The following is a 25,514-nucleotide window of genomic DNA, read 5'->3' as shown; positions in this document are numbered from 1 at the left end:
CGTCCCTCTATCTAGGTGCGGTGATTTGCGAAGTGGCGCATTGGGGTGTCCGCCTATGCGACCGCCGCCTCCCCTTCCGGCATCAGCGCCGTGAGACCCTTGACCGCCCGCGGGATAAGCGTCTCGTCGAACACCGGCACGCCGATGGCGTCGAGCATCGTGGCGAGGCAGCGGATGCGGCGTTCCATGTCGGCGTGATCGGCGGGATAGAAGCAGGGCATGAGCCAGTAGTTGCCGAGGAGCGAGAGCAACTGCGCCGCCTCCTCGGGATACGTTGTGGGAATGGAGCCGTCCTGCACGCCCATATCGATGAGCGTGCGGAAGGATTCCGGCAATCTTGTCGACCAGAAGCGCATGTTCGCCGTAAAGAACGCGGGGTCCTTGAGCAAGGCCAATTGGGAGCGGACAAGGTCCAGATGGTCGGGGGCGTCCACGGCGGAAACGATGAGCGTACGCAGCTTCTCAAGCGCGCTCATGTCCTTGCGGCTGATGAGTTCGTCAAGGAGGCGTGCGGTGGCGGCCCACTCGTCGGCGTTCAACTGGTCGAGAATCGCCTCCTTCGATTTGAAATGATGGTAGAGGCCGCCCTTGGAGAGGTCGCCCAGATCGTTCAGGATGTCCTGGATGGACGTCTTCTCGTAACCCTTTTCGGCGAAGAGCCTGCGGGCGGAATCAAGGATTCGCCGTTCGGTCTCCTCTGGATGTGCATTGCGTGCCATGCGGTCAACCTTTCGTTTTCTATCATCGACAGCATACAGACCGTCGGTCGGTCTGTCAAATAGGTCGGCCTGAAGATCGTCCGGCAGCGGCTCGCATGTCGTAACCTCTCTTCGCGGGAGTCTCTAATATGGGAAACGGAGCCGCTTGGACTGCGGCCAGTCGCACGGCGAAAGGACGCCCATGATCGATCCGGATGACCGGAGCTGTTTCGATGATTTTGTGCCGTTCCGCCCGATGCCTCCAAGCTCGTACGAGCGGTGGCATGACAGACTGCCGCCCCAAATCGTCGATGTATGGGAACGATGGGGTCTCGGCACTTTCTGCGATGGATACCTTCGCGTCGTCAATCCCGATGATTGGACCGGGTTGCTGGTCCGTCTGTATCACCTGCCATGGAAGAGCCAGGTACCGATCCCATCTTCGCGACCGCATTCGGCGATCTGATCGTGTTGGAGGCGCGGGACTCGGTGGCGACGCTCCAGTTCCGCAACAGCATCTTCCGATCATCCGCGCTCAAGTATTATCTGGCAGATATCCCCGATGAGTACTTCCGCCGGGATGTATTGGGCATCCGGGGGTATAAGGCGGCAAGAAAGCGGCTGCCGATACCGAAGTACGGCGACTGCTATGCATATGATCCCCTTGTCTGCCAAGGCGGACCCGAACGCGCCGATCATTTGAGAATCAGCAACATGCGCGCCTATCTCAAGGAGATGATCGCGGTCGGCTACCAGCTCAACGAGAACAACATCCGCTTCGTCCAACTCGATTGAAGGATCAGATCAGGGACGCACGTATTCACTGGCCACCATGCAGACGGTGTCGTCGGTCAGTACGCCGTCGACCGCCCGCCGGTCGAACAGTCCATCCACCCATGTCCGGTACTCCTCGTACCCCGCTTCGTCCGGCAGCGGGCTGTGCGAGTGCGAGTCCATGTAGGCATGCCATGCGTCACGCGTGTAGTGGATCGGATTGGGGAACGAACGGATTTCGGGATTGTGGAAGAACATGGCCGTCGTGTCCTCGAAATGCCGGATGCTGCCCGTGATGACGTCACCGTGCCCGTCATGCCGGTCCGGTCGCATCGCCGAGTCAAACGACGTGACGTTGTACAGCGAAACCAGCAGGTATCGTCCGTCGCGTGCGATGCGACGGCATTCCGCGGCGAAGGCGTCCGGATCGAACCAGTGGAGCGCCTGTGCGACGGTAATCACATCCACGCTGTGCGGCGACAGTCCGGTGTGGTCGGCGGTGCCGGCGGTCACCGTCACGTCGGCGAGTCCGTGCGTGCGGTCCGTCAGTTCGGCGCGCATGTCGGCATCCGGTTCGACGGCGTATACGGGCATTCCCAGCTCCGTCAGCGCGACCGTGAGCTTGCCTGTGCCGGCGCCGATGTCCGCGATGACGTGAGCGCCACGGTTATCGGGGCTATCGGCGTCGTCGGCCGCCGACGTGGATTCCCGTCGGATCAGTCCGCCGATATGCCGGATGGCCGTTTCGGGATAGCCGGGTCTCCCCGCCGCATACGCCTGTGCCTTGCCATGAAATCTTGTCTTCCCCATGCCGCATAGCATAGGCGTCCGGACGCACGTCATCGGTGGAAGGGACGGATACCGAAATCGCCGTTTCCGGTGATGACGCATAGCCATCACCGGAAACGGCGATTATCGGGTCGATGCGAATCGTAATCCGCCTACTTGCGCTTCTTCTTCTCGCGGATGTTCACCGAGATCTGGATCGGCGAACCTTCGAAGCCGAACTCCTCGCGCAGCGAACGCTCGATGTAGCGACGGTAGCCATGCTCGAGGAAGCCGGTCGCGAAGATCACGAAACGCGGCGGACGCGTCGAAGCCTGCGTAGCGAACAGGATGCGCGGCTGCTTGCCGCCACGCAGCGGATGCGGGTGGGCGGACTGCAGCTGGCCGAGGAACGCGTTGAGCTTGCCGGTCGGCACGCGCTTGTCCCACGATTCCAGCGCCTCGCGCATCGCCTTGGCGAGACGGTTCGTGTGCCAGCCGGTCTTCGCCGACAGGTTCACGCGCTGCGCCCAGGTGACGCGGTCGAACTCGGTGACCCACAGGCGTTCGAGACGCTGCTTGTCGAACTCGTCCATCGCATCCCACTTGTTGAACACGAGCACGATGGCGCGGCCCGCGTCCACGGCGGAGCTCATAACCTTGAGGTCCTGGTCGGAGATCGGCACGGACGCGTCGAACAGCACGAGCGCCAGCTCGGAGCGTTCGATCGCCGCCTGCGTACGCAGCGACGAATAGTATTCCGCGCCCTTGAGCTTGTGCTGACGACGCTTGATGCCGGCCGTGTCGATGAACAACCAGTCCTCGCCGTCGATGTCGATGACCTCGTCGACCGGGTCGCGCGTGGTGCCGGCCAGATCGTTGACGACCGTGCGCTCCTCGCGGGCCAGTTGGTTGAGCAGTGACGACTTGCCCACGTTCGGACGCCCCACGAGCGCCACGCGGCGAAGGCCGGACGGCGTGAGATAGCCGGACGTCTTCTCCGCCTTGCGCAGCGAGTCGAGCGCCGCGTCGAGCAGGTCGCCCACTCCCCTGCCGTGCATCGCGGAGATCGCATACGGCTCGCCGAGTCCTAGCTTCCAGAATTCGGCGGCGAGATACTCGCTTTCACGATCGTCGACCTTGTTCACGGCGAGTGTGACCGGCTTGCCGGAGGCGCGCAGCATCTTCACGATGCGCTCGTCCGTGTCGGTCATGCCGACCTGGCCGTCGACGACGAGCACGACCGCATCGGCGAGGTTCACGGCGACCTCGGCCTGCGAGGCGATGGCGGAGTCGATGCCCTCGACGTCCACCTCCCAGCCGCCCGTGTCGACGAGCTTGAAATCGGTGCCGGACCATTCCGCGTCATAGCTCACGCGGTCGCGCGTCACGCCGGGAGTGTCCTCCACGACGGCGACGCGACGGCCGAGGATGCGGTTGACGAGCGACGACTTGCCCACGTTCGGACGCCCCACGACGGCCAGCACGCCCACCTGCTTCGGACCGGGCTTCCCGGACGTCTCGCCGGCGCCGCGGCCCTCGATCAGCGCCTCGTCGCCCTCGTCCAGCTCGTAGCCTTCGAGGTTCGCGGCGTAGCGCGCGTACTCCTGCTCCTCGATGGCCTCGTCGACGAGCCCGATCAGCGTGTCGAGCGTGTGCGCGAAATCCATGTCGGAATTGTCGACGGTGACGACGCCGTCCGCGGCGGTCGTGAAGTTCGTGACACGCGAGTCCATGCGGTCGCGCGCGGCCACGTCCTCCGCACCCACGCCGCCGGCCGCCTGGCCGGTGCGGCGCGCCTGGCGCACCTCCTCGCGGGCGGTGAGCAGCACGCGCACCTCCGCGTCCGGGGCGACCACGGTCGTGATGTCGCGGCCCTCCGCGACGATGCCGAGCCCGCCGGAGAACGACTCCTTGTCCGCCTCGCGCGCGATGTACGCGCGCTGGGCGGCGATGAGCACGTTGCGCACCGGGATGATGTTCGACACCTTGGACACGTGCGTGGAGACCTCGGAGGAGCGGATCGCCTCGGAGATGTCCTCACCGTCGGCGGTCACGGCCGGCGCGTCCGGATCGACGGAGATGTCGAAATGATCGCCGGTGAAGAACTCGCCCACCGCCTCGGTGACGACGCGCTCATCGACCTGTTCCGCGTCGAGGTCGATGCCCTGCTTGAGGCACCACCACGCGCAGGCGCGGTACATGGCGCCCGTGTCGAGGTAGGCGAAACCGTAGTACTTGGCCAGCGCCTTCGACGTCGACGACTTGCCGACGCCGGCGGGCCCGTCGATGGCGACGCGAATCACAGGCCCACCGCCTTCGACAGGGAACGGACCTCGGTCTGGCTGAGCACGCGGTAGGAACCGGACTTGAGCTCGCCCAGCTTGATCGGGCCGATCTGCGTGCGCACGAGACGCTTGACCGGGAAGCCGATCGAACCGAAGATGCGTCGCACGATGCGGTTCTTGCCGGAGTGCAGCACGACCTTGACGATTGTGGCGTCGCGCTTCTGGTCGATGATCGCGCAGTGGTCGAGCTTGATCCAGCCGTCGTCCAGCTGTACGCCGGTCTTGACGAGACGGCGGCACACGGTGCCGGACAGCTTGCCCTCGACCGTGGCGATGTAGGTCTTCTCGACCTCGTACTTGGGGTGCATGACGTGCTGGCTCAGCTCGCCGTCGTTCGTCATGAGGATGAGACCCTCGGAATCGTAGTCGAGACGTCCCATGTGGAAGATGCGTTCGTACTTGTCGCCGACGATGTCGGCCAGCGTGTAGCGGCCCTTCGGATCGTCCATGGCGGAGAGCACGCGGCGCGGCTTGTTGAGCGCGAGCGTGACGTGGTTCGGGTTGATGCGCACGCGCGATCCGTCGACGCGGACCTGCTGGCGCGACATGTCGACGCGGGTGCCGAGCTCGGTGACGAGTTCGCCGTCCACTTCGACGCGTCCTTCGGTGATCATCTCCTCGCACTTGCGGCGGGAACCGAATCCGGCCTGGGCGAGGATCTTCTGCAGTCGGATTCCTTCGTTGTTGCTTTCATGCGCTTTCATGGCGCGGGAATATGCGTTTGGCATCGTTCTCCCAACGTGGCCTAGGGGTATTTCCAACCTGAATATGATACCGTACCCCCCGGATACGGCCCGATGTGCTACTGCTAGACTGTCAGTGCTCCGACGGGCCGCGCCCCCGGAACAACTCCGAACAAGAATCGAAGGAAACACACATGACATCTGAAGAGAACATCACGAAGGAACAGCCGTGGCCGCTTCGCGTGGGGGCCGAGCTGGTCGGCACCTTCCTGATCTGCTTCGCCATCTACGTGTTCAGCACGTTCGGCTCGATCGTCTTCCAGCTGAACCTCGCCTACATCGCGCTCGGCACGGGTCTTGTCTACGCGGCCGCCGTGCTCGCGCTCGGCGGAGTCTCCGGCGGCCAGTTCAATCCGGCGGTGACGGTCGCGGCCATGGTCACCGGCCGCACGAAGCTCGTGGACGGCATCCTCTACATCGTCTTCCAGGTGATCGGCGCCACGCTCGCGGGCATGCTCGTTAAGTTCCTGCTGCCCACCTCCGAGAACGTCACGCTGGCCCAGTGGCTGACCACCACCGTCAACGGCTTCGACAAGGGTTCCGTCGCCTACAGCACGCTCACCCAGTATGGCCTCAACTTCTCCATCACCCAGGCGATCGCCGTCGAGCTCGCCGCCGGTCTGCTCATCGTGGGCGCCGCCATGGCGACCTACGGCACGAAGCGCTACGCGCTGGCCACCGGCGTGTCCTACGCGGTGGGTGCCGCCGTCGCCTTCCCGGTCACCGGCGCCGCGCTGAACCCGGCGCGCGCCACCGGCATCGCGCTGTTCGCCCAGAACCAGAAGCTTCAGGTCGAACCGCTCAGCCAACTGTGGGTGTTTTGGATCTGCCCGGTGCTCGCTGCCGCGCTCGTCGCGCTTGTGATGGTGCTCCAGCAGATGATCGTCGCCCCGAAGGCGAAGGGCGACGACCCCGCCCAGCTCACCGCATACAACGAGGCCGCCGACTCCGCGCAGGAAGCGCAGGAGACGACGGCCGATGAGGACGGCGAGGCGGACGACGCCGCGGCGTCACAGGGTGATGCCGTACACGCTGAAGTAGGTGGCGAGCAGTCCGACGCCAAGGCAGATGCCGATGAAGGAGTCGAACGCGACTGACCGCACCTTCCAAGGGCTTCGTTCGCGCATGATGAGACGGATGAGCCCGGTCACGATGGCCGTCACGGAGATCAACACCGTGGCGGCCATCGTGTATCCGAGGACCGCGAGCACGCCGGAAGCGATCACCAGCGCGGCGACGATCCACTCGAACCACGGCTTGCCCTCATGGGCTTCGGAGACGAAGGGATGGTTTTTCATGCCTGTACCTCAGTGCGTTTGTCTGGTTTGCGTGCGTTTGCGGTTTGCGATATCCATGCCGACGGGGCCGGCCGTGCTTCCCTCCGAAGAGGAGCACGGCCGGCCCCGTTCGTCGATCAGTGGAAGAAGTGGCGGGTGCCGGTCAGGTACATGGTCACGCCGGCCTTCTTCGCGGCCTCGATGACCTCCTCGTCGCGGATGGAGCCGCCGGGCTGCACGATGGCCTTCACACCGGCGTTCATCAGCGTCTCGGCGCCGTCCGCGAACGGGAAGAACGCGTCGGACGCGGCCACGGAACCGGTGGCGCGGTCGGCGCCGTCCGCCAGCGTGTTGGCACGTTCGACGGCCAGATGGCAGGAGTCGACGCGGTTGACCTGGCCCATGCCGATGCCGACGGTCGCCTGGTCGTGGGCGAGCAGGATCGCGTTGGACTTGACGCAGCGGATGGCGCGCCAGGCGAACACGAGATCCTTGAGCGTGTCGGCGTCGGCCGGCTCGCCGGAGACGAGCTTCCACGCGTCCGGATCGTCGCCGGTAGCGTTGATGAGGTCCATGTCCTGCACGAGCAGGCCGCCGTCGATCTGGCGGAACTGCGTGTGGCCCTTCGGCGGTTCGGCCACCTTGAGGATGCGCAGGTTCTTCTTCTTGGTCTTCAGCAGTTCGAGCGCCGCGTCCTCGTAGGCGGGGGCGACGATCACCTCGGTGAAGATCGGACGCACGCTCTCCGCCATCTCCAGGGTGACGGTCGTGTTGCAGGCGATGACGCCGCCGTACGCGCTCACCGGGTCGCAGGCGTGTGCCTTGCGGTGCGCCTCGGCCGCGGTGGCGCCGATGGCGAGGCCGCACGGATTGTTGTGCTTGACGACGGCCACGGCGATGGACGGGGCGAGATCCCACACGGCGCGCCATGCGGCGTCCGCATCCACGTAGTTGTTGTAGCTCATCGGCTTGCCGCCGAGCTGTTCGGCGTGGGCGAAGCCGGTCTGGTCGAGCGGGTCGAGGTAGAGCGCGGCCTGCTGGTGCGAGTTCTCGCCGTAGCGCAGCGTGTGCGAGCGGTCCCAGGTGCGGGTGAACGCGGCCGGGAACTTCGCGTCGTCGACCGGCTGGCCCTCATCGTCATGGTCGGTCTCGTCGATGGTGGCGGGCTTCGGCCAGTGCTTCGCGGTCCACTCGTTGATCGTCGCGTCGTAGGCGGCGGTGTGCGCGAACGCCTTGCCGGCCAGCCAGCGACGCTCCTCGAGGCTGAAGCCCTCGCCGTTCTCCACGCGGGCGGCGACGAGCGCGTAATCGGCCGGATCGGTGACGATGGCGACGGTGGCGCTGTTCTTCGCCGCACCGCGCACCATGGACGGGCCGCCGATGTCGATCTTCTCGATGGTGGCCGCCTCATCGGCGCCGGAGCGCACGGTGTCGGCGAACGGGTACAGGTTGACGACGACCAGGTCGAACGGCTTGATGCCGAACTTCTCCAGCTGGGCGGCGTGGTCCGGGTTGGTCATGTCGGCGAGGATGCCGGCGTGGATGTGCGGATCGAGGGTCTTGACGCGGCCGTCGAGGCACTCAGGGAATCCGGTGACCTCGCTCACTTCGGTGACGGGCACGCCGAGTTCGGCGAGACGCTTCGCGGTCGAGCCGGTGGACACCACTTCGGTGCCGACCTTGACGAAGGCCTCGGCGAGCACTTCGATGCCTTCCTTGTGGAAGACGGAGACCAGCGCCCGCTTAATCGGACGATTCGTTGTTGTCATCGGATTCCTCCTTGGTTGGTTGGTCAAGCTTGTCTGATCGTACGGTGCGCGGTGCGCGCCGCACGGCGGTGGCGCGTTCGAACGTGTCCGAACGCACGGCACGTTCGGAACGGACGGAACGGGGTTTCACGCTTCCGCGTTCATGCTCCTTCGTGGCGTCGTCCACGTCGGCGGGATTCCCGGCGTCCGTGGTGTCGGCGGAATCCTCGCCGTCGTCCGCGGACGCCGGGACATGGTCCGCCGGTTCGGCCGCGACGGCCGCGGCATTCGCGATCCGTGCCGCATGGCGTTCGACAATCCAGTGTATCCCGTAGACGGCGGACAACACCACCGCCACGGCAAGCCACGCCGCTGCGAATCCGAATGTGATCGAACGCGCGACGAGCAGGGTGGACGGCAGGATGTCGACGCCCACGTGGGACAGCCGATGCGCGCCGAGCGCGCCGTCGGACAAGGCGAAGCAGGCGCACCATGCGCCGACCGTCACAGCTCCCGCAACGACCAGGACGGCCAGATGGCCGGCCATGGTGACGACGATCCGCTTCATGGCATCGGAGCCGTCGGCGGGTTTCACCGGACGGACCCGCATCGGCCCCGGCACGAGCATGGCGAGGAGCGCGATGACGCCTGCGGACGCCGGAATCAGGCATTGCAGGGCGATGCGGATGCGGTCGTCCGCAATCGGCTCGGGCATGAGACCGAACACCGGCAGCGGCGGCAGACCCGCCGACTGGCCCACCCACATGGTGAACGATCCGAGTTCGCCGATATGGAACCCGGCCCCGGCGAACCAGGACAACGCCCACACGACGAGATTGGGCAGCCATGCGAGGGATGCGATGGTGGTGAGGACGCGCGAGCCGTTCTCCATGCCGTCGTATTCGAACAGGGCGGTCATGGCGCTCCACCCGCGCACGATCCATACGACCGTGACGATGAAGGCGGCCACGAGCAGCACGACGGCCAGCATGCCGGTGACGACCCGGCCGAGCGCCGCCATACGGCGCACCTGCGGCGAAAGCCGTTCGTTCAGTCGTCTCCGGACGGTCGATGCGGCGGACGAGACGGGAACGGTGGCGAACGCGTAGCCGATCGTCCACACGCAGGCCGTCTTCATGGCTATCACCGCGGGCGCGTCATGCAGCTCCATGTTCGTGCCGCCGGAGAACACCAGGTTGAGCGCGATCCATACGGCCAGACCGCCCAACCATCCCAGCGCCCCCGCGTCGGCCCGTGACGCGCACTGCGCGATCAGCGCGATGAGCATCACGGTGAGCAGCAGGGGCATGACCCCCACGACGATGGGGCCGGACGTGAAGCCGGTTCCCTGGCTGAGCAGCACTATGGTCTCGGTCAGGGGCAATGCCGAGGAGGGCAGGCTCTCGCCGCCCTCCTCCATGGATATGACCAGCAGCATCAGCGCGATGAAGCAGCCGAGCGATATGGCGTACAGGGCCATCGCGCCCAGCGCGGCGAGAACGCCCTTGAGCAGCGCGGAGATGCGGGCCGATGTTACGGGATTGTTCACCGCTCGAGACCCGCAAGCACCTCACGCATGATGTCGGCGGCCTGGCCGGGCGTGCGCCCGACGCGGATGCCGACCGCCTCCAGTGCTTCCTTCTTGTCCTTCGCGGTGCCCTTGCCTCCGGAGACGATGGCGCCGGCGTGGCCCATCTGCTTGCCCTCGGGGGCGGTGAAGCCGGCGATGTAGGCGACGACCGGCTTGGTCATGTGCTCGGAGGCCCACTGGGCGGCGTCCTGTTCGGCGCTGCCGCCGATCTCGCCGATCATCATCACGGCCTTCGTGTTCGGATCCGCTTCGAACGCCTGCAGCGCCTCGAGCAGCGTGGTGCCGACGATCGGGTCGCCACCGGCGCCGAGGCACGCGGTGAAGCCGATGTCGCTCAGCTCGCCCATCAGCTGGTAGGTGAGCGTGCCGGACTTGGAGACGAGACCCAGCGGGCCGCGTCCGACGATGCCGTCGGGGATGATGCCGAGGTTCACGCCGTGCGTCTCCTCGGAGGAGGCGAGCGTCATGAGGCCCGGGCAGTTCGGTCCGACGATGCGCACGCCGTGGCGCAGCGCGAGTTCGACGAAGTAGGCGGAATCCGCGACGGGGATGCCCTCGGTGATCACGACGATGAGCTCGATGCCCGCCTCGATTGCCTCGACGACCGCGGCCTTGGCGAAACGCGGCGGGACGAACACGACCGACGCCTTGGCACCGGTGGCCTCACGCGCCTCGGCGCAGGAGCCGTAGACATGGATGGTGGCATCCTCGCCGTCGCGCGCGGCCGGGAAGGTGACATCGAGACCGGCCTTGCGGGCGTTGACGCCGCCGACGATGTTGGTGCCGGCCTTGAGCATGCGCGCGGTGTGCGTCATGCCCTGGTGGCCGGTCATGCCCTGCACGATGACGGGGGCGTCGTCTTCGATGAAGAGCGTCATATCAGTTGGCCTCCTTGGCTGCGATGGCGTCGGCCGCGATGCGGGCGGCCTGATGCGCCGCCTCCTCCATCGTCTCGGCGACGTGCACGTTCGGGTTGTTGGATTCGGCGAGGATGGCGAGGCCCTCGGCGGCCGCGTTGCCGTCGAAGCGGACGACGATCGGCTTGGTGCCGCCGAGCGTGTCAATCGCCTCGAGGATGCCCTTGGCGACCTGCTCGCAGGAGGTGATGCCGCCATAGACGTTGATGAACACGGATTCGACCTGCGGGTCGGAGACGACGATCTCAAGGCTGGCGGCCATGACCTCGGCCGAGGCGCCGCCGCCGATGTCGAGGAAGTTGGCCGGCTTGATGCCGGTGCCCTGCTCCTCGCCGGCGCCGGAGACGGCGTCGAGGGAGCTCATGACGAGGCCCGCGCCGTTGCCGATCACGCCGACCTGGCCGTTGAGGTGCACGTAGTGCAGGCCATGGTCCTTGGCGCGGCGCTCGAATTCGTCGTTGGCGAGCGGGTCGGCGAAACGCTTCCAGCCGTCGTGGCGGAAGGCGGCGTTGTCGTCGAGGGAGATCTTCGCGTCGAGCGCGCACAGGCTCTTCGAGGATTCGTCGTCCGGATCGCCGATCTTGGCGAGCGGGTTGATCTCGACGAGCGTCGCGTCGTTCTCCTTGAAGCACTTCCACATCTTGAGCAGGATCTGCGCGGCCTGGTCGACGTCCGCATGGTAGAAGCCGATGCCTTCAGCCATCTTCGTGGCCGCCTCGAGATCAAAGTCGTCGAGGGCCTCGATGTGCAGGCGCTTCACCGCCTCCGGATGCTCCTTGGCGATCTCCTCGACCTCGGTGCCGCCGTTGGCGGTGGCGAGCACGTCGTAGTCGCGGGAGGTACGGTCCACGGAGATGGACACGTAGTACTCGTGGAGGATGTTCTTGCCCTCGGCCACGAGCACGCCGTTCACCTTGTGCTTGTGGATGGTCATCGGCAGGATGTCCTCCGCCTCGAGAATCGCCTCGTCGCGGGTCTTGGCGAGCTTGACGCCGCCGGCCTGGCCGCGATGGCCGATCTTGACCTGCGCCTTGACGACGCAGGGGTAGCCGAGCTGTTCGGCGGCTTCGGCTACTTCATGGGAGTTCTGCGCGTAGACGGCCTTCGGGGTGGGGATGCCCTGCTCCTCGAGCAGCTGTCGCGCCTGGTATTCGTAAAGATCCATGGCTCTTCCGTGTGCTTGTGACTTGTTGACTATTGACATGGCCGCCACCATGCCCATGATGGGCTGTGGTGGCGGCCGAAAACCGTTGCGCCGGGATCAGGCCGGCATGGAGATGAGCGTCGATGTGGGGACGTCGCCGAGCTTGTCGAGCCCGTCAAGGCCTTCGAGACCCATGACGAAGCCGAATCCGGCGATCGTGCCGCCCGCCTTCTCGATGAGGTCGGCGCCGGCCTTCGCCGTGCCGCCGGTCGCGATCAGATCGTCGACGATGAGCACGCGCTCCCCCGGCTTGACGGCGGTCGTCTCGATCTCGACACTGGCCGTGCCGTATTCGAGGTCATAGGATTCGCCGATGGTCTCCGGCGGGAGCTTGCCCGCCTTGCGGATGGCGATGAAGCCCTTGCCGAGATGATGGGCGAGAGAGGGGCCGAACAGGAATCCGCGGGATTCGAGACCGGCGATCGCGTCGAACGAATCGGCCGGAACCGGCAGCGCGGCTTCGAGCGCACGCAGCAGGATGTCGAGGCCGCGCGGGTCGGCGAGCACCGGCATGAAATCGCGGAAGATGATGCCTTCCTTCGGGAACCCGGGGACGGAACGGATCAGGGACACGAGGTATGCGGCGTCCTCGGCTCCCACCTTCTCCAGATCGCGAATCGTGATGTCGCTACCGGTCATGGTCACTCGGCCTTCTTCGCGTCGGCGTTGTTCTGCTCGACGGACGTGTCGACGTCCACCTGGGCCTCGTCGTCGGCGGCGTCCTCGTCCTTGGGGAGCGGGTTGCCGTTCTCATCCACCTCGTCGTCGGAGATGAAGGCGGGGCGCTCGTACTCCTTGGCGATGCCGCTGTAGGAGAAGCGCAGCAGAGAGCCCTCGGAGTCGATGACGATCTCCTCGTACTGCTCGTCCACGGAGACGACCTTGCCGATGATCTGGCCGATGGTGATGACCTCGGTGCCGGGCTTGAGGTTGGCGCGGAAGTCCTTGACCTGCTGCTGGCGTTCCTTGTTCTTCTTGGACTGGAACCACATCATGCCGCCCATGACCACGACGAGCACGACGATGAAAAGCATATTGGGATCCATTGAGGGGAATTCCTTCCGATTGGAAACGACTAGTCCAACTTCTGAAGTTTAGAAAAGCTTGTTGACAACGTCCTCTTTCGGCCGTATGCCGAGATGGTCCCACGCCTTGAGCGTGGCCACACGGCCCTTCGGCGTACGCACCAGGAACCCCTCGCGCACGAGATACGGCTCGCATACGGTCTCCACGGTCTCCGACTCCTCGCCCACCATGGCGGCCAGGGTGTTGAGTCCCACCGGCCCGCCGTTGAAGTTGCGCACGATGGCGTTGAGCACGGCGATGTCGAGACGGTCCAACCCCTCGGCGTCGATCTGGTAGAGGGCCAGCGCCTCCTTGACGTCGTCCGGCCCCGCCGACGGCAGGTCGTGGACGATCACCCAGTCGCGCACGCGGCGCAGCAGACGGTTCGCGATACGCGGCGTGCCGCGGGAACGCAGGGCGAGCTGATGGGCCGCCCCCTCCTCCAACGCGAGGCCGAGCACCGAGGCCGAGCGCTCGACGAGCTTCTCCAGCTCATCGACGGGATAGAAGTCGAGATGCGCGGTGAAGCCGAAACGCGCGCGCAACGGCGAGGGCAGCATGCCTTCGCGCGTGGTCGCGCCGATCATCGTGAAACGGGGCAGGGTGAGCGGAATCGAGGATGCGCCGGGCCCCTTGCCGACCATCACGTCGACGCGGAAATCCTCCATCGCGATGTACAGCAGTTCCTCGGCGGCGCGCGGCAGACGATGCACCTCGTCGACGAACAGCACCTCCCCCGCGTCGAGGGAGCTCAGGATGGAGGCGAGATCGCCGGCATGCTGGATGGCGGGACCCGATGTGATGCGGATCGGCACGCCGAGCTCGTTGGCGACGATCATCGCCAGAGTGGTCTTGCCGAGGCCTGGAGGGCCGGCGAGCAGGATATGGTCCGGCGGCACCTCGCGCTTGCGCGCGGCGTCGAGGAACAGCTGGAGCTGCGCCTTGAGCCGCGGCTGGCCGATGAAACCGTCGAGGACGTGCGGTCGCAGCTCCTCGTCGCTGACCGGCTCGTTGCCGACCGGCTGGGAGGAGACCATGCGCAGCGACTCCTCGTTCGCCCCGATGTTCTCGTTGCCTTCGGCCACCGAGCCGCTGATGTAGGGTTCGTTCATCCGTTCACCTCCGGTCCTTCGTCAGACGTCTTCCTGTCAGATGCCGCGGTCCAGGGAGTTCAGCGCGAGCTTGAGCACGCGCGGCACGTCCCCGACGGCGAGAGGCGTGGCGATGCCGTTGGCCTCGCACGCCTCCCGCACGGCGTGTTCGGCGTCCTGCTGGCGCCAGCCGAGCGAGATGAGTCCCTCGACGACCTGCAGCGCGCCCTTGTCCTCGGGCTTGGCGGTGGTGACGGCCGCCCCGGATTCGATGTCTTCGAGATTGATCGACCCTTTGAGTTCGAGGATGATCTTCTGCGCGCCCTTCTTGCCGAGCCCCGGAGCCTTGGCGAGGGCGGTGGCGTCGTTGTCGGCCACGGCCTTGGCGAGCTGGTTCGGGTTCAACGTGGAGAGCAGCGACAGGGCGACCTTCGGGCCGATGCCGGAGACCTTGAGCAGTTGCAGGAACGTGCGTTTCGCCGCGGGCTCGAGGAACCCGTACAGGGTGATGGCGTCCTGAGAGACGTTGAGATACGTGTAGACGCGCGTCTCCGCGCCGCCGTGGACGCGTGACAGGTCGGCGGCGGGCATGCGCACCTCGTAGCCGACTCCCCCGACCTCGATGAGCGCGGACGAGGCGTCGACCGTCTCCACCACACCTTTCAGCGAACCGATCACGGCGACTCCTTTCGAACAGCTGTTCGACAGTGTACACCATCATGCGGCGTTTCGCGAAGTCGCATGGCGGTGTGGTCGCGTCACATGCCGCGGTCGGCGTTGAACCGGCGTTTCGTCGCCTTCTTGGATGCCTCCGCCCATTGGCGTTGCGCCGGGGTGAGATGTTCCTCGCGTTCGCCGCCCTGCAGCGCGCCGGCCGGGCGCAGGGCGTGGCAGATCGCCAGCGCCAGCGCGTCGGCGGCGTCGGCTGGCGTCGGCATCGTGTTGAGGTTGAGGATGCGCGTCACCATGCGCTCGATCTGGATTTTCTGCGCGTGGCCGTTGCCGGTGATGGCGAGCTTCGCCTCGGTCGGCGTATGGAGCGCCACGGGGATGTTGCGCTGGGCGGCGGCGAGCATGGCGAGCCCCGCCGCCTGCGCGGTGCCGAGCACCGTATTGCGGTTCGACTGGGCGAACACGCGTTCGATGGACACGGTGTCGGGCGCGTACGTCTCGATCTTCTCGACCAGGCCGTTGTAGATGGCGAGCAGGCGCAGGTCCTGCGACACGTCCGGCGAGGAGCGCACGACGTCCACGTGGATAAACGAAAGCCGGCGGTGGGCGCCGGCTTCGATCACGCCGACCCCGCAGCGCGTGAGCCCGGGGTCGACGCCAAGGATGATCACGTGCGGACTACTCCTCGTCGAGCTGGGCCATGACCTCGTCAGAGGCGGTCCAGTTGGAGTAGATGTTCTGCACGTCGTCGAGGTCATCGAGCTTGTCGATGAGGTTGGAGACCTTGCGGGCGTCCTCGAGGGAGAGCTCGACCTCGTTCTTCGGGGCCATGACCAAGTCGGCGGAATCGTACTCGAAACCAGCGTCGACCAAGGCCTGGCGCACGGTGTGCACGTCGGACGGGTCGGTGATGACGGTGAAGACCTCGCCGTCGTCCTGGACGTCCTCGGCACCGGCCTCGGCGGCGGCCTCGAACAGCTTGTCGAAGTCCACACCCTCGGACGGGACCACAATCTGGCCCTTGCGCTCGAAGTTGAAGGACACGGAGCCGGAGGTGGCCAGGGAACCGTTGCCCTTGGTCAGGGTGGAACGGACCTCGGCGGCCGCGCGGTTGCGGTTGTCGGTCAGGCACTCGATGATGAGGCCAACGCCGGCGGGGGCGTAGCCCTCGTAGACGATGTCCTCGTAGTTGGCGCCGCCGGCCTCTTCACCGGAGCCGCGCTTGACGGCGCGCTTGATGTTGTCGGCGGGCATGGAGGCCTTCTTGGCCTTGTAAATGGCGTCGTACAGGGACGGGTTGCCATCCGGGTCGCCGCCGCCCATGCGGGCCGCGATCTCGATGTTCTTGATGAGCTTGGCGAAGAGCTTGCCGCGCTTGGCGTCGATGGCGGCCTTCTTGTGCTTGGTGGTCGCCCACTTGGAATGACCTGACATAATGCTCCTAGCAGGTTATGAGACGGATATCTGACAAACGAAACGATTGTATGGCGTTAAGCCGACAACGCGGGCCGGCCGGGACGTGGCGTCCGCATCCCGGCCGGCCCGCTGAGGATCAGCGGCGGATCACTCGGCGTCGACGGGCTCGTCGGCCACGGCGGCCTTGAAGTCGTCGGCGGAGTTGACCTGGACGCGCTTAGCGATTACCTTGAGGATCTGGGCGCGCGCCTCGTCGACCGGGACGCCGTTGAGCTGGCTGCCGTCGCGGAAGCGGAAGCTCACCGCGTTGTTGTTCATGTCCTCCTCGCCGACGATGAGGATGAACGACACCTTGGACTTGGAGGCGTTGCGGATCTTCTTGCCGAAACGATCGTCGGAGTAGTCGATCTCGCATCGGACCATTTCGTCCTCGAGGCTCTTGACGAAGCCGGCGAGGTGCGGGGCGAACTCGTCGGCGACGGGCACACCGAGCACCTGCACTGGGGCGAGCCACGCCGGGAACGCGCCCGCGTAGTGCTCGAGCAGCACGGCGAAGAAGCGCTCGATGGAGCCGAACAGCGCGCGGTGGATCATCACCGGACGCTGGTGCGTGCCGTCCTTCGCGATGTACTCGAGCTTGAAGCGCTCGGGCAGGTTGAAGTCGAGCTGGATGGTCGACACCTGCCAGGTGCGGCCGATCGCGTCACGCGCCTGCACGGAGATCTTCGGGCCGTAGAACGCGGCGCCGCCCGGATCGGCCACGAGGTTGAGATGGGACGCCTCGGCGACCTCGCGCAGCGTGTTGGTCGCCTCCTCCCAGATCTCGTCGGAGCCGACGTACTTGTCCGGATCCTTGGTGGACAGCTCCAGGTAGAAGTCGGACAGGCCGAAGTCCTTGAGCAGGTTGAGCACGAAGGTGAGCAGGCTGGTCAGCTCGTCCTTCATCTGCTCGCGGGTGCAGTAGATGTGGGAGTCGTCCTGGGTGAGGCCGCGCACACGGGTCAGGCCGTGGACCTCGCCGGACTTCTCGTAGCGGTACACGGTGCCGAACTCGAAGAGGCGCAGCGGAAGCTCGCGGTAGGAGCGCTGGCGCGACTTGAAGATCAGGTTGTGCATCGGGCAGTTCATCGGCTTGAGGTAGTAGTCGGCGCCCGGCTTGGTGATGTTGCCGTCCGCGTCGCGCTCCTCGTCGAGGTGCATCGGCGGGTACATGCCGTCCTTGTACCAGTGCAGGTGGCCGGAGGTCTCGTACAGGCCGCCCTTGGTGATGTGCGGGGTCTGCACGAAGCTGTAGTGGTGCTTGCGGTGCATCTCGCGGGAGTAGTCCTCCATCGCGTTGATGACAGCGGCGCCCTTCGGGTGGAACACGGCGAGGCCCGGTCCGATCTCCTCCGGGAAGGAGAACAGGTCCATTTCGGCGCCGAGCTTGCGGTGGTCGCGCTTGGCGGCCTCCTCGAGACGCGTCTGGTAGGCCTTGAGGTCCTCCTTGGTGGCCCACGCGGTACCGTAGATGCGCTGCATGGTCGGGTTCTTCTCGCTGCCGCGCCAGTAGGCGGCGGCGGAACGCTCGATCTTGAACGCCTTGATGAAGCGGGTGTTCGGCAGGTGCGGTCCGCGGCACAGGTCCTTCCACACGACGTTGCCGTCACGGTCGACGTTGTCGTAGAAGCTGAGCTCCTTGCCGGAGATCTCGGTGGCGGTGGACGGGTCGAGGTGCGCTTCCTTGTCCTGGATCAGCTCGATCTTGAACGGCTGGTCGGCCTCTTCGGCGAGGGCCTCCTCCTCGCTCACGACGCGGCGGCGGAAGGACTGGGACGACTTGATGATGCGCTGCATGTGCTTTTCGATCTGCTTGAGATCGTCCGGCGTGAACGGCTGGTCGACCTGGAAGTCGTAGTAGAAGCCGTCCTTGATGATCGGGCCGACGCCGAGCTTGGCGTTCGGGAACAGTTCCTGCACCGCCTGCGCCATGACGTGCGTGGCGGAGTGACGCATGATGCCGAGGCCGTCCTCGGAGTCGAGCGCGACGGACTCGACGGCGTCGCCGTCGTTGAGCGGCGTGTACAGGTCACGCAGTTCGCCGTTGAGACGCACGGCGATGATGTTCTTGTCGTCCGCGAAGAGTTCGACGCCGGTGGTGGTTGCTTCCACCTCCTTCGCTTCGCCGTTGACTGTGATGGAGATGGAGCTTTGCGCCATGATGGTGTCCTTTGCTATCTGGGTCCGCGTTACCAATGTGCAGGCCTGGACGTGTAATCAACAGTTGCACACTGTAGGGCGGTGAGGCGACATGCGCAAGCTGCGTTCACCAAGCGAACGCATAGGTGAACCGAAGCCGTATGGAGGGTGTATGCGGGCCGACGCCGTCAGGCGCGCTGCACGAGCCACTGGGCTGCGGTCTTCTTCGAGGGGAACACGCCCTGGGCACCGTTGGCACCGTCCGCCAGCCACATGCATTTCAGGCCGACGGTCTGCTTGCGCACGGTTCCGGCTCCGCTTCCGTTGTGGAGCACGGCGAATACGCCCCGTTCGATTCTCAGTATCCTCACATCCATGATGACGGCCTCCTCGCCGTGATCGTTCCCGTTCGTCTTCGATGGTACCGCCATCCGCGGTTTTGCCGTGGCTGACGCGCCGAATCCGTTGCGCCAAGGTTGCGGCTACGTTGTCACCTCGGTTTCGACATGCAGAAAGCCTCAGGCATGCACCTGAGGCTTTCCGTCAAAGCTCCTGCGACTGGGCTTGAACCAGTGACCGTCCGATTAACAGTCGGATGCTCTGCCAACTGAGCTACGCAGGAATATTCAATTATCACGTCCCTGTCGAGCCGAGGCCCTTCCGGGGTGAAGCTCCTGCGACTGGGCTTGAACCAGTGACCGTCCGATTAACAGTCGGATGCTCTGCCAACTGAGCTACGCAGGAATATTCAATTATCACGCTCCAGCGGAACAACCCGCAGGTTTGCAACGAGTGGAAAATATACGCGCCGAACCCCGATGACGCAACCCGGCGTGTCGCGGCCACCCACCCTCGGGCGAGGACAGGCAGGCGAGCCCCCGGACATCATCCCAACACGCACCACAGGAAAACCAAACACCCGATAACGGCAAAACACACATAAGAAAAGGTCTCGGCTCAGTTGAGCCGAGACCTTACAAATCACCATTGAATCCAACCGGTATCGCAAGACGGGTTAGAAGTGCTGACCTCGCAGCCGCCTCCCCATTCGGGGCCGCTGTCGGCTGCCCCACCTCCCGTGGTGCCACCGCTGGTCGTGCCACCGCCCATGGCCGGGGTGGACGGGTCCGTGTAGCCACCGCCCAAATAGGACGAACCGCTGTAGCCGCCACCCGAGTACCCGGTGTTCGCATAACCACCACCCGCGTAGGATTGGCCGCTGGTCGAAGCGGCCGCGCCCGCCGACTGCTGGGCAGCCGCCTGCTGCGCGGCTTCGGCCTCCTGCTTGACCTTCGCCTCATCATCCGACTTCTTCTTCACGCTCGCGTTCACCGCGGACGTGGCCTTGTCGATCGCGTCCGCGTCACGCGCCTTGATGGCCTTCGCCAATTCGTCGCGCGTCTTGCCGTCCGCGACCTTCCCATCGCTGGACTTGAGGAGCGCGGTCGCCGTATCGATGGTCTTGTCGAGCTTCGACGACTCCACCGCTGCGACCGCCTTCTTGAGGCTTTTCACATGCGCCTTGTACCAGCCGGTCTGTTCATCGAGCTTTGCCGTGGCCGCGTCCATCCCGGTCTTGTCGTCGGATACGCAGCCCGAATATTCGGGAGTCGCCGTCTTGACCGCCTTCGACAGAGCGTCGACGGTCTTCGCGTCCTTCACCTGCGACGACTTCACGGACGCCGCCGCGGCCGCATCCCCGTTGAGCAGCGCGTCATACTCGTTCGCCGCCACACGCGCCGCATCCGAGGCCTCCGCGCACGACGCCTTCGCAGCCTCCAAACCATGCGCCCCATAGGCGCGCCAGCCGCCGAGCCCGGCGGCCAATGCAACCACGCAGACGACCGCGACCACAGGCCACAGCCATTTCGGACGCCTCGCTCCCGTGGGTTTGCCGTCAACGGTGACGGATTCCGTTTCTTCACTCTCGTTCCGCATCCTCATTGATTCCTTTCGTGAATGCCGACATCCCATTATGCCCGATTGGGAACCATGATTCGGATTCGCACGCATGTGTCGCTTCCCATCAGCGCACGTCGTATGGCGGCCGATTCCCGCGAGTCGCCGACGCGCGGTAGGTGCGGTAGGCAGTGTCTTCCTCCGGTATGAACCCTCGAGTCTCCAGTTCCGCGCGCTGGCGCTGCAGCTGGAGCATCCGTTCTTCGTATTCCAATTGCCTCCGTTCGCGTCGGGTGGGTCGCTCGATGAACCATTGGGTCATCACACCGATGCCGATGCAGGCGAGAATGAGCAGCACGACCTCGATCGGGGGTTTATGCCCATCGAACCAGAGAAAGGCGCATGTGATGACAAGGAGCACCCCAAAGGCCCCGACGAGTTTCTGAATCACCAATGCAAGCGTCCGCAACGGCGCGATGACGAATGAAATCAGCAACGCCACAGCACCGACGACAAGTAGAATACACAAATCCAACAAGGTGATCATCATGATCCGTCTCCTCCGTTTCTCGGACTCCGCGTGATCGCGGCATCGATGCCACGGTATGGCGCCCACGGACATGCCGGTATATATCTACCGTTTACTGCCCGGCCTTCGGCGTGTCGGCTGTTCATGGTGGAGTGAAAACAAAAAGCCACCGGCGACATGCCGATGGCTTCCGATGGGCTCCTGCGACTGGGCTTGAACCAGTGACCGTCCGATTAACAGTCGGATGCTCTGCCAACTGAGCTACGCAGGAATATTCAATTATCAACCACTCCCAGTCACAACCGGGCGCGTTCGCAACGAGTGATGAATATACGCGCCGGTCTCCGATAACGCAACTCGGCGTGTCGCGCTACGCGGCATCGAAGACCGGCGCCGAAATCCCTACATCACCACCTTGGTCAGCGGCATGGCCGAATCGATGGCGAAATCGGGCGCGCTGGGCGCGACCCCGGCCTCGACGAGGTTCACGCCCAGCATCGCGACCATCGCGCCGTTGTCGGTGCACAGCTTCAGTTCCGGGATACGCACTTCGACGCCGTTGGAGCGCCCGTATTCGAGCAGTTTCGCCCTGAGCTGCGAGTTGGCGGAGAATCCGCCGCCCACGATCAGCGTGTCGGAATCATACTGGCGGCAGCCGCGCATCGCTTTCTTCGCGAGCACGGTGGCCACCGAGTCGGCGAGCGAGGCGCACACGTCGTCGACGGGGATCTCGCGCCCCGCGGCCTGCTCCCCCTCCACCCAGCGGGCGACGGCGGTCTTCACGCCGGAGAAGCTGAAGTCGTACGGGTGCTTCGCACCGGCCTTGCCCTGCGTGAGCCCCTGCGGCACGCGGATCGCATGCGGGTCGCCGTGTTGCGCGTGCCGGTCGATGTGCGGGCCTCCCGGGTAGGGGAAGCCGAGCAGGCGCGCCACCTTGTCGAAGCACTCCCCCGCCGCGTCGTCCAACGTGGTGCCGACCACGTCGATGTGCCGCGCCACGTCCTCGACGTGCAGCAGCGACGTGTGCCCGCCGGAGACGATGAGCGCGAGCGTGTCCTTGGGGAACGGTCCGAACTGGAGCTGGGTGACGGCGATGTGCCCGATCACGTGGTTGATGCCGTACAGCGGTTTGCCGCTCGCCCATGCGAGTGCCTTCGCGCCGGAGACGCCGACGGCGAGGCATCCGGCGAGTCCGGGGCCCGCGGACACGGCGATTGCGTCCACATCGGCGAGTTCGAGGCCGGCATCGGCCAGCGCCTTGGACACGCACGGCACGAACGCTTCGGCGTGCGCGCGCGAGGCGATCTCGGGGATGACGCCGCCGTAGCGCGCGTGCTCCTCCATCGAGGAGGCGACCACGTTGGAGCGCAGCGTGCGCCCCTGGACGATGGCGGCCGCCGTCTCGTCGCAAGTGGATTCGATGCCCAGTACGATCGGTTCGCTCATCGCGTCTTCTCCGTTTCTCCGTTCATGTCCGTTCCGCCCGCCGCCGTATTCGTCGCGTCCGCCCCGCTCACCTCGCGGCTCCTCGCTCCCGCGAACCCGACGACGCGCGGGCTCAGTTCCAGCGCCATCACGTACGCGTCGATGCCTTCCGGTTGGTAGTAGCGTCTGCGCAGTCCGACGCGTTCGAATCCGAACCGCCGGTACAGCGCGATGGCGGGCTCGTTGTTCACGGCGACTTCGAGCAGCATGCGTCGCGCGCCCTGTTCGCGCGCGTGGCCGATCAGCCAGGTGAGCATGCGCGCGGCGAGTCCGCGGCGCTGGTAGCGTCGGCCGACGCCGACGTCCATGATCTCCGCGTCCTCGCCGTCGTACCAGTATCCGGCGAATCCGCGCACGATGCCCGGCACGCAGCCGTCGGGGCCCGGCACATGGCCTTCCCCCCTGTCTCCGCATGCGCCGTCGCCCTGTTCGCGTTCGCAGTCGAACACGTAGACGCGTGCGGGGGCGTCGAGCTCCTGCCGTACCGCGTTCTCGCTCCACGCGTGGTTGCCGAACAGCTCGACCTCCAGCGCGCGTACGGCGGCGACGGCGGTCTCACGGTCGAGGTCGTCCAGTGCGACGAGCATCAGTCCTTCCTCCCCGCTCCCTCATGGCCGAGCACGTGCTTGAGCGGCGCCGGCACCTCGGCGTCCGGCCGGCGCAGATACAGCGGTTCGACGGGTGCCTGCGGGTCGCGCGCATGCGCGAGCGTCGCGTCGGTCGCGAAGATCTCGACGCCCTGCCGTCCCTGGTCGAACACGGATTCGTCGGTCACGTCGCCGAGATGGTCGATGCCGCGCAGCGCGTCGGCGTATTTCGCCGCGCCATGGCCGACGACGTCGACGACGATCTCGCCGTCCGCCGTCGCCGCGACCTCGCGTACGGCGGCGTTCACGCGGTCGGCGATTGATGGCGGATAGTCGATGTCCATGGCGATGAGCTCGCGGACCGCGGTTCCGGTGTTCCCGTTGTCGCCGGTCTCGCCGGTTCCATCGCCGTCGAGCCGGCTCGCATACAGCGCGAAGTAGAGTTGCTTGCGGCGTGCGTCGTTCACGGCGAGCGTGAGCACGTGGCGCGTCTTCGGATCGCCGAGCGTGCCGGCCTTGCCGCGCCGGATGAGGTTCCATTGCGCCTGCGGTGCGAGCACGTCGTGGCCGATGAGTTCCGCGCCGGTGGCGAACGCCAGCGCCTTGGCGGCGACGATGCCGGCGCGCAGTCCGGTGAACGGCGCGGGACCGGTGCCGACGATCACCGTGTCGATGTCGCGCGGCGCGTATCCGGCTTCGTCGACCGCGCGCGCGATGTTCACCTGCAGTCGTTCGACGTGGGTGCGCGAGTCGGTCTCGACGATCGGCTCATGCCCTGTGACGCCTACGGTGGAGCCGTATGACGTGTCGATCACCAATGTGCAGCCCAATGCATCCTCCCGACGTGTGCTCGTGATTCCTCCGACATGATTCTTCGGACCTGTAGTCAGACCTGTAGAGAGTGTACACCGCCGCGTGCGGGCCGCCCGCTCAGAGCGTGAACCCGCTCCAGCGCGCGCCGACCGGCACCAGCGTGACGATGCGCGTGCCGTCGCTGGTGAGTTCGCCGTCGGCGTCCACGGCACCGGACGCGACGCCGGAACCGGTTTCCGACAGCGGGCGCGCGATGTGGATTTCAAGCCGTTCCGGCGCGAGCGCGGCGGCCATCTGCTCGCCCCATTCCATGAGCACGACCGTATCGTCGCTGGTGTCTTCGAGCTCCTCGTCAAGTCCCAGCGATTCGAGTTCGTCGAGCAGACGGTTCACGGCCGCCTGTCCGGGCGCGTAGTCGGCGCCGCCGAGACGGTATGCGTCCACGTGCACGAGATGCGCGGGGCTCCCGTCGGCGAACCGTCCGTCGAGTTCACGGGCGATGGTGAACGTCGGCGAGACGATCGGCTCACCGATGCCGAGCCCTTCGCCGAATCCCTGCGCGAGCGTCGTCTTGCCGGCGCCAAGCGGACCGGACAGAAGCAGCACGTCGCCGCCACGTACGCGCGCCGCGATACGGCGTCCCAATGCACGCATGTCGTCGCCCGTAGGCGCCTCGATGACGATCGTCCCGTCGCCCCGCATCCCGTTTCGCTCCCCGCTCATGCCCGTCCTTTCGTCGCGATCGTCTCGATGCTGCGCTCCAGCGCATACATGGGGTCTCCCCCGTTGGTCTTGCACTCCTCGTCGGCCCAGGCGAGCGTGCGGATGCACGCGGCCATGCCGGCGGACGTCCAGCCGCCGAGTTTCACGTATTTGCGCGCCCACGGGGACATGCCGAGTTCGGCGGCGCTGATCCTGCCCGTGTTGAACGCGGACACCTTCGCCACGGCCCTGAGCTTCGACGCCAACGCGCCGATGAGCGCGACCGGTTCGACGCCCTGTTCCACGGCGGAGCGCATCTTGACGATCGCGTCGGCCGTGTTGCCCGCCATGGCGGCGTCGGCCACGTTGAATCCGGTGACCTGCGCGTTGGCGGTCAGATACTGGTTGACCCGGTCCAGTCCGATCGGATCGTCGTCGAAATCGAAGCACAGTTGCCCGCACATGGCGGTGAGTTCGCCGATGCTGCCGCCGAGCACGTCGACGAGCTGCTGGGCGGCGATCGGCTCGACTCGTCTGCCCTGTTTCTCGAAGCATTGCAGCACGTAGTTGAGTTTCGCGTCCGGCTTCTTCAGGTCGGGTACCTCGACCTTGCGCGCGCCGGCGCGGACGAGCCGATCGAGCAGACGCTTGCCCTTGTTGCCGCCCTCGTGCCGGCAGATGACGATGCTGGAGCTGTCCGGGTCGGCGGCCGCCTGCTTGCAGTAGTCGACGATGCTGTCGCCGAGTTTCTCGTCCGCGGATTGCAGGTCGTCGACGCGCACGACGGCCACGTCGGCGAGCAGGGAGGGGCTGACGGCCTCGTCGAAGGCGTAGCGGTCCGCCGTGGCCGCGTCGAGTTCGACGAGTTCCGCGTCCGGTCGGCGTTTCAGCGCCGCGTCGCATTGTTCGCGCACGGTTTCGCCGTTGAGATACGGGTCTCCCCCGTACACCACGATGACCGGTGCCTTGCCTGCCTGTCTTGCCATGCTCCCCATCACCCCACATCCGCTGG

The 25,514-nt window shown here is 65.8% G+C and carries 27 protein-coding genes and 3 tRNA genes; 3 read left to right on the top strand and 27 right to left on the bottom strand.

The window, feature by feature from the left end; all coding sequences use genetic code 11:
• Positions 1–53 precede the first annotated feature (53 nt).
• Positions 54–719 carry a TetR/AcrR family transcriptional regulator gene (locus AC1AYN_RS03565; RefSeq protein ID WP_476532136.1) on the bottom strand — a complete coding sequence of 222 codons (666 nt, stop codon included), beginning with the start codon at positions 717–719 and terminating at the stop codon, positions 54–56.
• A 181-nt stretch (positions 720–900) separates the two neighbouring features.
• Here AC1AYN_RS03565 and AC1AYN_RS03560 point away from each other — a divergent pair, with 181 nt between their 5' ends.
• Positions 901–1,164, top strand: a complete 264-nt coding sequence (locus AC1AYN_RS03560) for a GAD-like domain-containing protein (RefSeq protein ID WP_476532134.1) — start codon at positions 901–903, stop codon at positions 1,162–1,164.
• The gene (locus AC1AYN_RS03555; RefSeq protein WP_476532132.1) at positions 1,113–1,493 is read left to right on the top strand and encodes a T6SS immunity protein Tdi1 domain-containing protein; all 381 of its coding nucleotides are present in this window, start codon (positions 1,113–1,115) and stop codon (positions 1,491–1,493) included. Before AC1AYN_RS03560 ends, AC1AYN_RS03555 begins: the two co-directional genes overlap by 52 nt.
• 9 nt (positions 1,494–1,502) lie before the next feature.
• On the opposite strand, the gene AC1AYN_RS03550 is transcribed toward AC1AYN_RS03555, so the two are convergent.
• The 3 genes from AC1AYN_RS03550 to AC1AYN_RS03540 all read right to left on the bottom strand — a co-directional run bounded on the left by AC1AYN_RS03550 (position 1,503) and on the right by AC1AYN_RS03540 (position 5,313).
• Positions 1,503–2,282: a class I SAM-dependent methyltransferase gene (locus AC1AYN_RS03550; protein WP_476532130.1), complete on the bottom strand. Its 780-nt coding sequence runs from the start codon at positions 2,280–2,282 to the stop codon at positions 1,503–1,505.
• A 131-nt stretch (positions 2,283–2,413) separates the two neighbouring features.
• Positions 2,414–4,543, bottom strand: a complete 2,130-nt coding sequence (der, locus tag AC1AYN_RS03545) for a bifunctional cytidylate kinase/GTPase Der (RefSeq protein WP_476532128.1) — start codon at positions 4,541–4,543, stop codon at positions 2,414–2,416.
• Positions 4,540–5,313 (bottom strand): pseudouridine synthase, encoded by a 774-nt coding sequence (locus AC1AYN_RS03540; RefSeq protein ID WP_101623001.1) that lies wholly within the window; start codon positions 5,311–5,313, stop codon positions 4,540–4,542. The genes der and AC1AYN_RS03540 overlap by 4 nt, the downstream gene beginning before the upstream one ends.
• Positions 5,314–5,462: 149 nt before the next feature.
• Between AC1AYN_RS03540 and AC1AYN_RS03535 the strand changes: the two genes are divergently transcribed.
• The gene (locus tag AC1AYN_RS03535; RefSeq protein ID WP_476532126.1) at positions 5,463–6,425 is read left to right on the top strand and encodes an MIP/aquaporin family protein; all 963 of its coding nucleotides are present in this window, start codon (positions 5,463–5,465) and stop codon (positions 6,423–6,425) included.
• Here the strand turns inward: AC1AYN_RS03535 and AC1AYN_RS03530 are convergent.
• From AC1AYN_RS03530 to holA, 23 genes are all read right to left on the bottom strand, one after another.
• A complete protein-coding gene (locus AC1AYN_RS03530) occupies positions 6,339–6,626 on the bottom strand; it encodes a DUF3017 domain-containing protein (RefSeq protein WP_476501717.1) in 288 nt (95 codons plus the stop codon). The genes AC1AYN_RS03535 and AC1AYN_RS03530 overlap by 87 nt on opposite strands.
• A 116-nt stretch (positions 6,627–6,742) precedes the next feature.
• Positions 6,743–8,374 carry a bifunctional phosphoribosylaminoimidazolecarboxamide formyltransferase/IMP cyclohydrolase gene (purH, locus tag AC1AYN_RS03525; RefSeq protein WP_476532124.1) on the bottom strand — a complete coding sequence of 544 codons (1,632 nt, stop codon included), beginning with the start codon at positions 8,372–8,374 and terminating at the stop codon, positions 6,743–6,745.
• Positions 8,349–9,902 carry a cell division protein PerM gene (locus AC1AYN_RS03520; protein WP_476532122.1) on the bottom strand — a complete coding sequence of 518 codons (1,554 nt, stop codon included), beginning with the start codon at positions 9,900–9,902 and terminating at the stop codon, positions 8,349–8,351. Before AC1AYN_RS03520 ends, purH begins: the two co-directional genes overlap by 26 nt.
• The gene (gene sucD, locus AC1AYN_RS03515) at positions 9,899–10,822 is read right to left on the bottom strand and encodes a succinate--CoA ligase subunit alpha (protein WP_476501720.1); all 924 of its coding nucleotides are present in this window, start codon (positions 10,820–10,822) and stop codon (positions 9,899–9,901) included. Before sucD ends, AC1AYN_RS03520 begins: the two co-directional genes overlap by 4 nt.
• Before the next feature lies 1 nt (position 10,823).
• Positions 10,824–12,026, bottom strand: coding sequence for an ADP-forming succinate--CoA ligase subunit beta (sucC, locus tag AC1AYN_RS03510; RefSeq protein WP_476532120.1), 1,203 nt, complete (start codon positions 12,024–12,026; stop codon positions 10,824–10,826).
• A 96-nt stretch (positions 12,027–12,122) separates the two neighbouring features.
• The gene (locus AC1AYN_RS03505) at positions 12,123–12,704 is read right to left on the bottom strand and encodes an adenine phosphoribosyltransferase (RefSeq protein ID WP_476501722.1); all 582 of its coding nucleotides are present in this window, start codon (positions 12,702–12,704) and stop codon (positions 12,123–12,125) included.
• A 2-nt stretch (positions 12,705–12,706) separates the two neighbouring features.
• The gene (gene yajC / locus AC1AYN_RS03500) at positions 12,707–13,111 is read right to left on the bottom strand and encodes a preprotein translocase subunit YajC (protein ID WP_476532118.1); all 405 of its coding nucleotides are present in this window, start codon (positions 13,109–13,111) and stop codon (positions 12,707–12,709) included.
• 48 nt (positions 13,112–13,159) lie between these two features.
• Positions 13,160–14,242, bottom strand: a complete 1,083-nt coding sequence (gene ruvB, locus AC1AYN_RS03495; RefSeq protein WP_476532116.1) for a Holliday junction branch migration DNA helicase RuvB — start codon at positions 14,240–14,242, stop codon at positions 13,160–13,162.
• 36 nt (positions 14,243–14,278) lie between these two features.
• Positions 14,279–14,899 carry a Holliday junction branch migration protein RuvA gene (gene ruvA, locus AC1AYN_RS03490; RefSeq protein ID WP_476532114.1) on the bottom strand — a complete coding sequence of 207 codons (621 nt, stop codon included), beginning with the start codon at positions 14,897–14,899 and terminating at the stop codon, positions 14,279–14,281.
• A gap of 80 nt (positions 14,900–14,979) precedes the next feature.
• Positions 14,980–15,564 carry a crossover junction endodeoxyribonuclease RuvC gene (ruvC, locus tag AC1AYN_RS03485; protein ID WP_034528302.1) on the bottom strand — a complete coding sequence of 195 codons (585 nt, stop codon included), beginning with the start codon at positions 15,562–15,564 and terminating at the stop codon, positions 14,980–14,982.
• Positions 15,565–15,571: 7 nt separating this feature from the next.
• Positions 15,572–16,327, bottom strand: a complete 756-nt coding sequence (locus AC1AYN_RS03480) for a YebC/PmpR family DNA-binding transcriptional regulator (RefSeq protein ID WP_476501726.1) — start codon at positions 16,325–16,327, stop codon at positions 15,572–15,574.
• Between the two features lie 129 nt (positions 16,328–16,456).
• A complete protein-coding gene (gene thrS, locus AC1AYN_RS03475; protein ID WP_476532112.1) occupies positions 16,457–18,508 on the bottom strand; it encodes a threonine--tRNA ligase in 2,052 nt (683 codons plus the stop codon).
• Between the two features lie 167 nt (positions 18,509–18,675).
• The gene (locus AC1AYN_RS03470) at positions 18,676–18,918 is read right to left on the bottom strand and encodes a hypothetical protein (RefSeq protein WP_476532110.1); all 243 of its coding nucleotides are present in this window, start codon (positions 18,916–18,918) and stop codon (positions 18,676–18,678) included.
• 118 nt (positions 18,919–19,036) lie between these two features.
• Positions 19,037–19,109, bottom strand: a tRNA-Asn gene (locus AC1AYN_RS03465).
• Positions 19,110–19,158: 49 nt separating this feature from the next.
• Positions 19,159–19,231: transfer RNA gene (locus tag AC1AYN_RS03460), tRNA-Asn, on the bottom strand.
• 237 nt (positions 19,232–19,468) lie between these two features.
• Positions 19,469–20,425, bottom strand: coding sequence for a hypothetical protein (locus tag AC1AYN_RS03455; protein WP_476532108.1), 957 nt, complete (start codon positions 20,423–20,425; stop codon positions 19,469–19,471).
• An 88-nt stretch (positions 20,426–20,513) separates the two neighbouring features.
• Positions 20,514–20,936, bottom strand: coding sequence for a hypothetical protein (locus AC1AYN_RS03450; RefSeq protein WP_476532106.1), 423 nt, complete (start codon positions 20,934–20,936; stop codon positions 20,514–20,516).
• Positions 20,937–21,113: 177 nt separating this feature from the next.
• Positions 21,114–21,186: transfer RNA gene (locus tag AC1AYN_RS03445), tRNA-Asn, on the bottom strand.
• 131 nt (positions 21,187–21,317) lie between these two features.
• Entirely contained in the window at positions 21,318–22,361 is a 1,044-nt protein-coding gene (tsaD, locus tag AC1AYN_RS03440; protein WP_476501729.1) for a tRNA (adenosine(37)-N6)-threonylcarbamoyltransferase complex transferase subunit TsaD, read from the bottom strand.
• Positions 22,358–22,987, bottom strand: a complete 630-nt coding sequence (locus AC1AYN_RS03435; RefSeq protein ID WP_476532105.1) for a GNAT family N-acetyltransferase — start codon at positions 22,985–22,987, stop codon at positions 22,358–22,360. Before AC1AYN_RS03435 ends, tsaD begins: the two co-directional genes overlap by 4 nt.
• A complete protein-coding gene (gene tsaB, locus AC1AYN_RS03430; protein ID WP_476532103.1) occupies positions 22,987–23,817 on the bottom strand; it encodes a tRNA (adenosine(37)-N6)-threonylcarbamoyltransferase complex dimerization subunit type 1 TsaB in 831 nt (276 codons plus the stop codon). Before tsaB ends, AC1AYN_RS03435 begins: the two co-directional genes overlap by 1 nt.
• 100 nt (positions 23,818–23,917) lie before the next feature.
• Positions 23,918–24,502, bottom strand: coding sequence for a tRNA (adenosine(37)-N6)-threonylcarbamoyltransferase complex ATPase subunit type 1 TsaE (tsaE, locus tag AC1AYN_RS03425; RefSeq protein ID WP_476502020.1), 585 nt, complete (start codon positions 24,500–24,502; stop codon positions 23,918–23,920).
• Between the two features lie 17 nt (positions 24,503–24,519).
• The gene (holA, locus tag AC1AYN_RS03420) at positions 24,520–25,488 is read right to left on the bottom strand and encodes a DNA polymerase III subunit delta (RefSeq protein ID WP_476501732.1); all 969 of its coding nucleotides are present in this window, start codon (positions 25,486–25,488) and stop codon (positions 24,520–24,522) included.
• Positions 25,489–25,514 lie beyond the last annotated feature (26 nt).

It is taken from the genome of Bifidobacterium sp. LH_413 (assembly GCF_056357015.1).
Note: the sequence above shows the minus strand (reverse complement) of the source record. Positions and strands in the feature narration are given on the sequence as shown.

Coding starts and splice junctions, on each gene's coding strand:
- AC1AYN_RS03565 (WP_476532136.1), bottom strand. CDS start 719: ATGGCACGCAATGCACATCCAGAGGAGACCGAACGGCGAATCCTTGAT.
- AC1AYN_RS03560 (WP_476532134.1), top strand. CDS start 901: ATGATCGATCCGGATGACCGGAGCTGTTTCGATGATTTTGTGCCGTTC.
- AC1AYN_RS03555 (WP_476532132.1), top strand. CDS start 1,113: ATGGAAGAGCCAGGTACCGATCCCATCTTCGCGACCGCATTCGGCGAT.
- AC1AYN_RS03550 (WP_476532130.1), bottom strand. CDS start 2,282: ATGGGGAAGACAAGATTTCATGGCAAGGCACAGGCGTATGCGGCGGGG.
- AC1AYN_RS03540 (WP_101623001.1), bottom strand. CDS start 5,313: ATGCCAAACGCATATTCCCGCGCCATGAAAGCGCATGAAAGCAACAAC.
- AC1AYN_RS03535 (WP_476532126.1), top strand. CDS start 5,463: ATGACATCTGAAGAGAACATCACGAAGGAACAGCCGTGGCCGCTTCGC.
- AC1AYN_RS03530 (WP_476501717.1), bottom strand. CDS start 6,626: ATGAAAAACCATCCCTTCGTCTCCGAAGCCCATGAGGGCAAGCCGTGG.
- purH (WP_476532124.1), bottom strand. CDS start 8,374: ATGACAACAACGAATCGTCCGATTAAGCGGGCGCTGGTCTCCGTCTTC.
- sucD (WP_476501720.1), bottom strand. CDS start 10,822: ATGACGCTCTTCATCGAAGACGACGCCCCCGTCATCGTGCAGGGCATG.
- sucC (WP_476532120.1), bottom strand. CDS start 12,026: ATGGATCTTTACGAATACCAGGCGCGACAGCTGCTCGAGGAGCAGGGC.
- AC1AYN_RS03505 (WP_476501722.1), bottom strand. CDS start 12,704: ATGACCGGTAGCGACATCACGATTCGCGATCTGGAGAAGGTGGGAGCC.
- yajC (WP_476532118.1), bottom strand. CDS start 13,111: ATGGATCCCAATATGCTTTTCATCGTCGTGCTCGTCGTGGTCATGGGC.
- ruvB (WP_476532116.1), bottom strand. CDS start 14,242: ATGAACGAACCCTACATCAGCGGCTCGGTGGCCGAAGGCAACGAGAAC.
- AC1AYN_RS03480 (WP_476501726.1), bottom strand. CDS start 16,327: ATGTCAGGTCATTCCAAGTGGGCGACCACCAAGCACAAGAAGGCCGCC.
- thrS (WP_476532112.1), bottom strand. CDS start 18,508: ATGGCGCAAAGCTCCATCTCCATCACAGTCAACGGCGAAGCGAAGGAG.
- AC1AYN_RS03470 (WP_476532110.1), bottom strand. CDS start 18,918: ATGGCGGTACCATCGAAGACGAACGGGAACGATCACGGCGAGGAGGCC.
- AC1AYN_RS03455 (WP_476532108.1), bottom strand. CDS start 20,425: ATGCGGAACGAGAGTGAAGAAACGGAATCCGTCACCGTTGACGGCAAA.
- AC1AYN_RS03450 (WP_476532106.1), bottom strand. CDS start 20,936: ATGATGATCACCTTGTTGGATTTGTGTATTCTACTTGTCGTCGGTGCT.
- tsaD (WP_476501729.1), bottom strand. CDS start 22,361: ATGAGCGAACCGATCGTACTGGGCATCGAATCCACTTGCGACGAGACG.
- AC1AYN_RS03435 (WP_476532105.1), bottom strand. CDS start 22,987: ATGCTCGTCGCACTGGACGACCTCGACCGTGAGACCGCCGTCGCCGCC.
- tsaE (WP_476502020.1), bottom strand. CDS start 24,502: ATGCGGGGCGACGGGACGATCGTCATCGAGGCGCCTACGGGCGACGAC.
- holA (WP_476501732.1), bottom strand. CDS start 25,488: ATGGCAAGACAGGCAGGCAAGGCACCGGTCATCGTGGTGTACGGGGGA.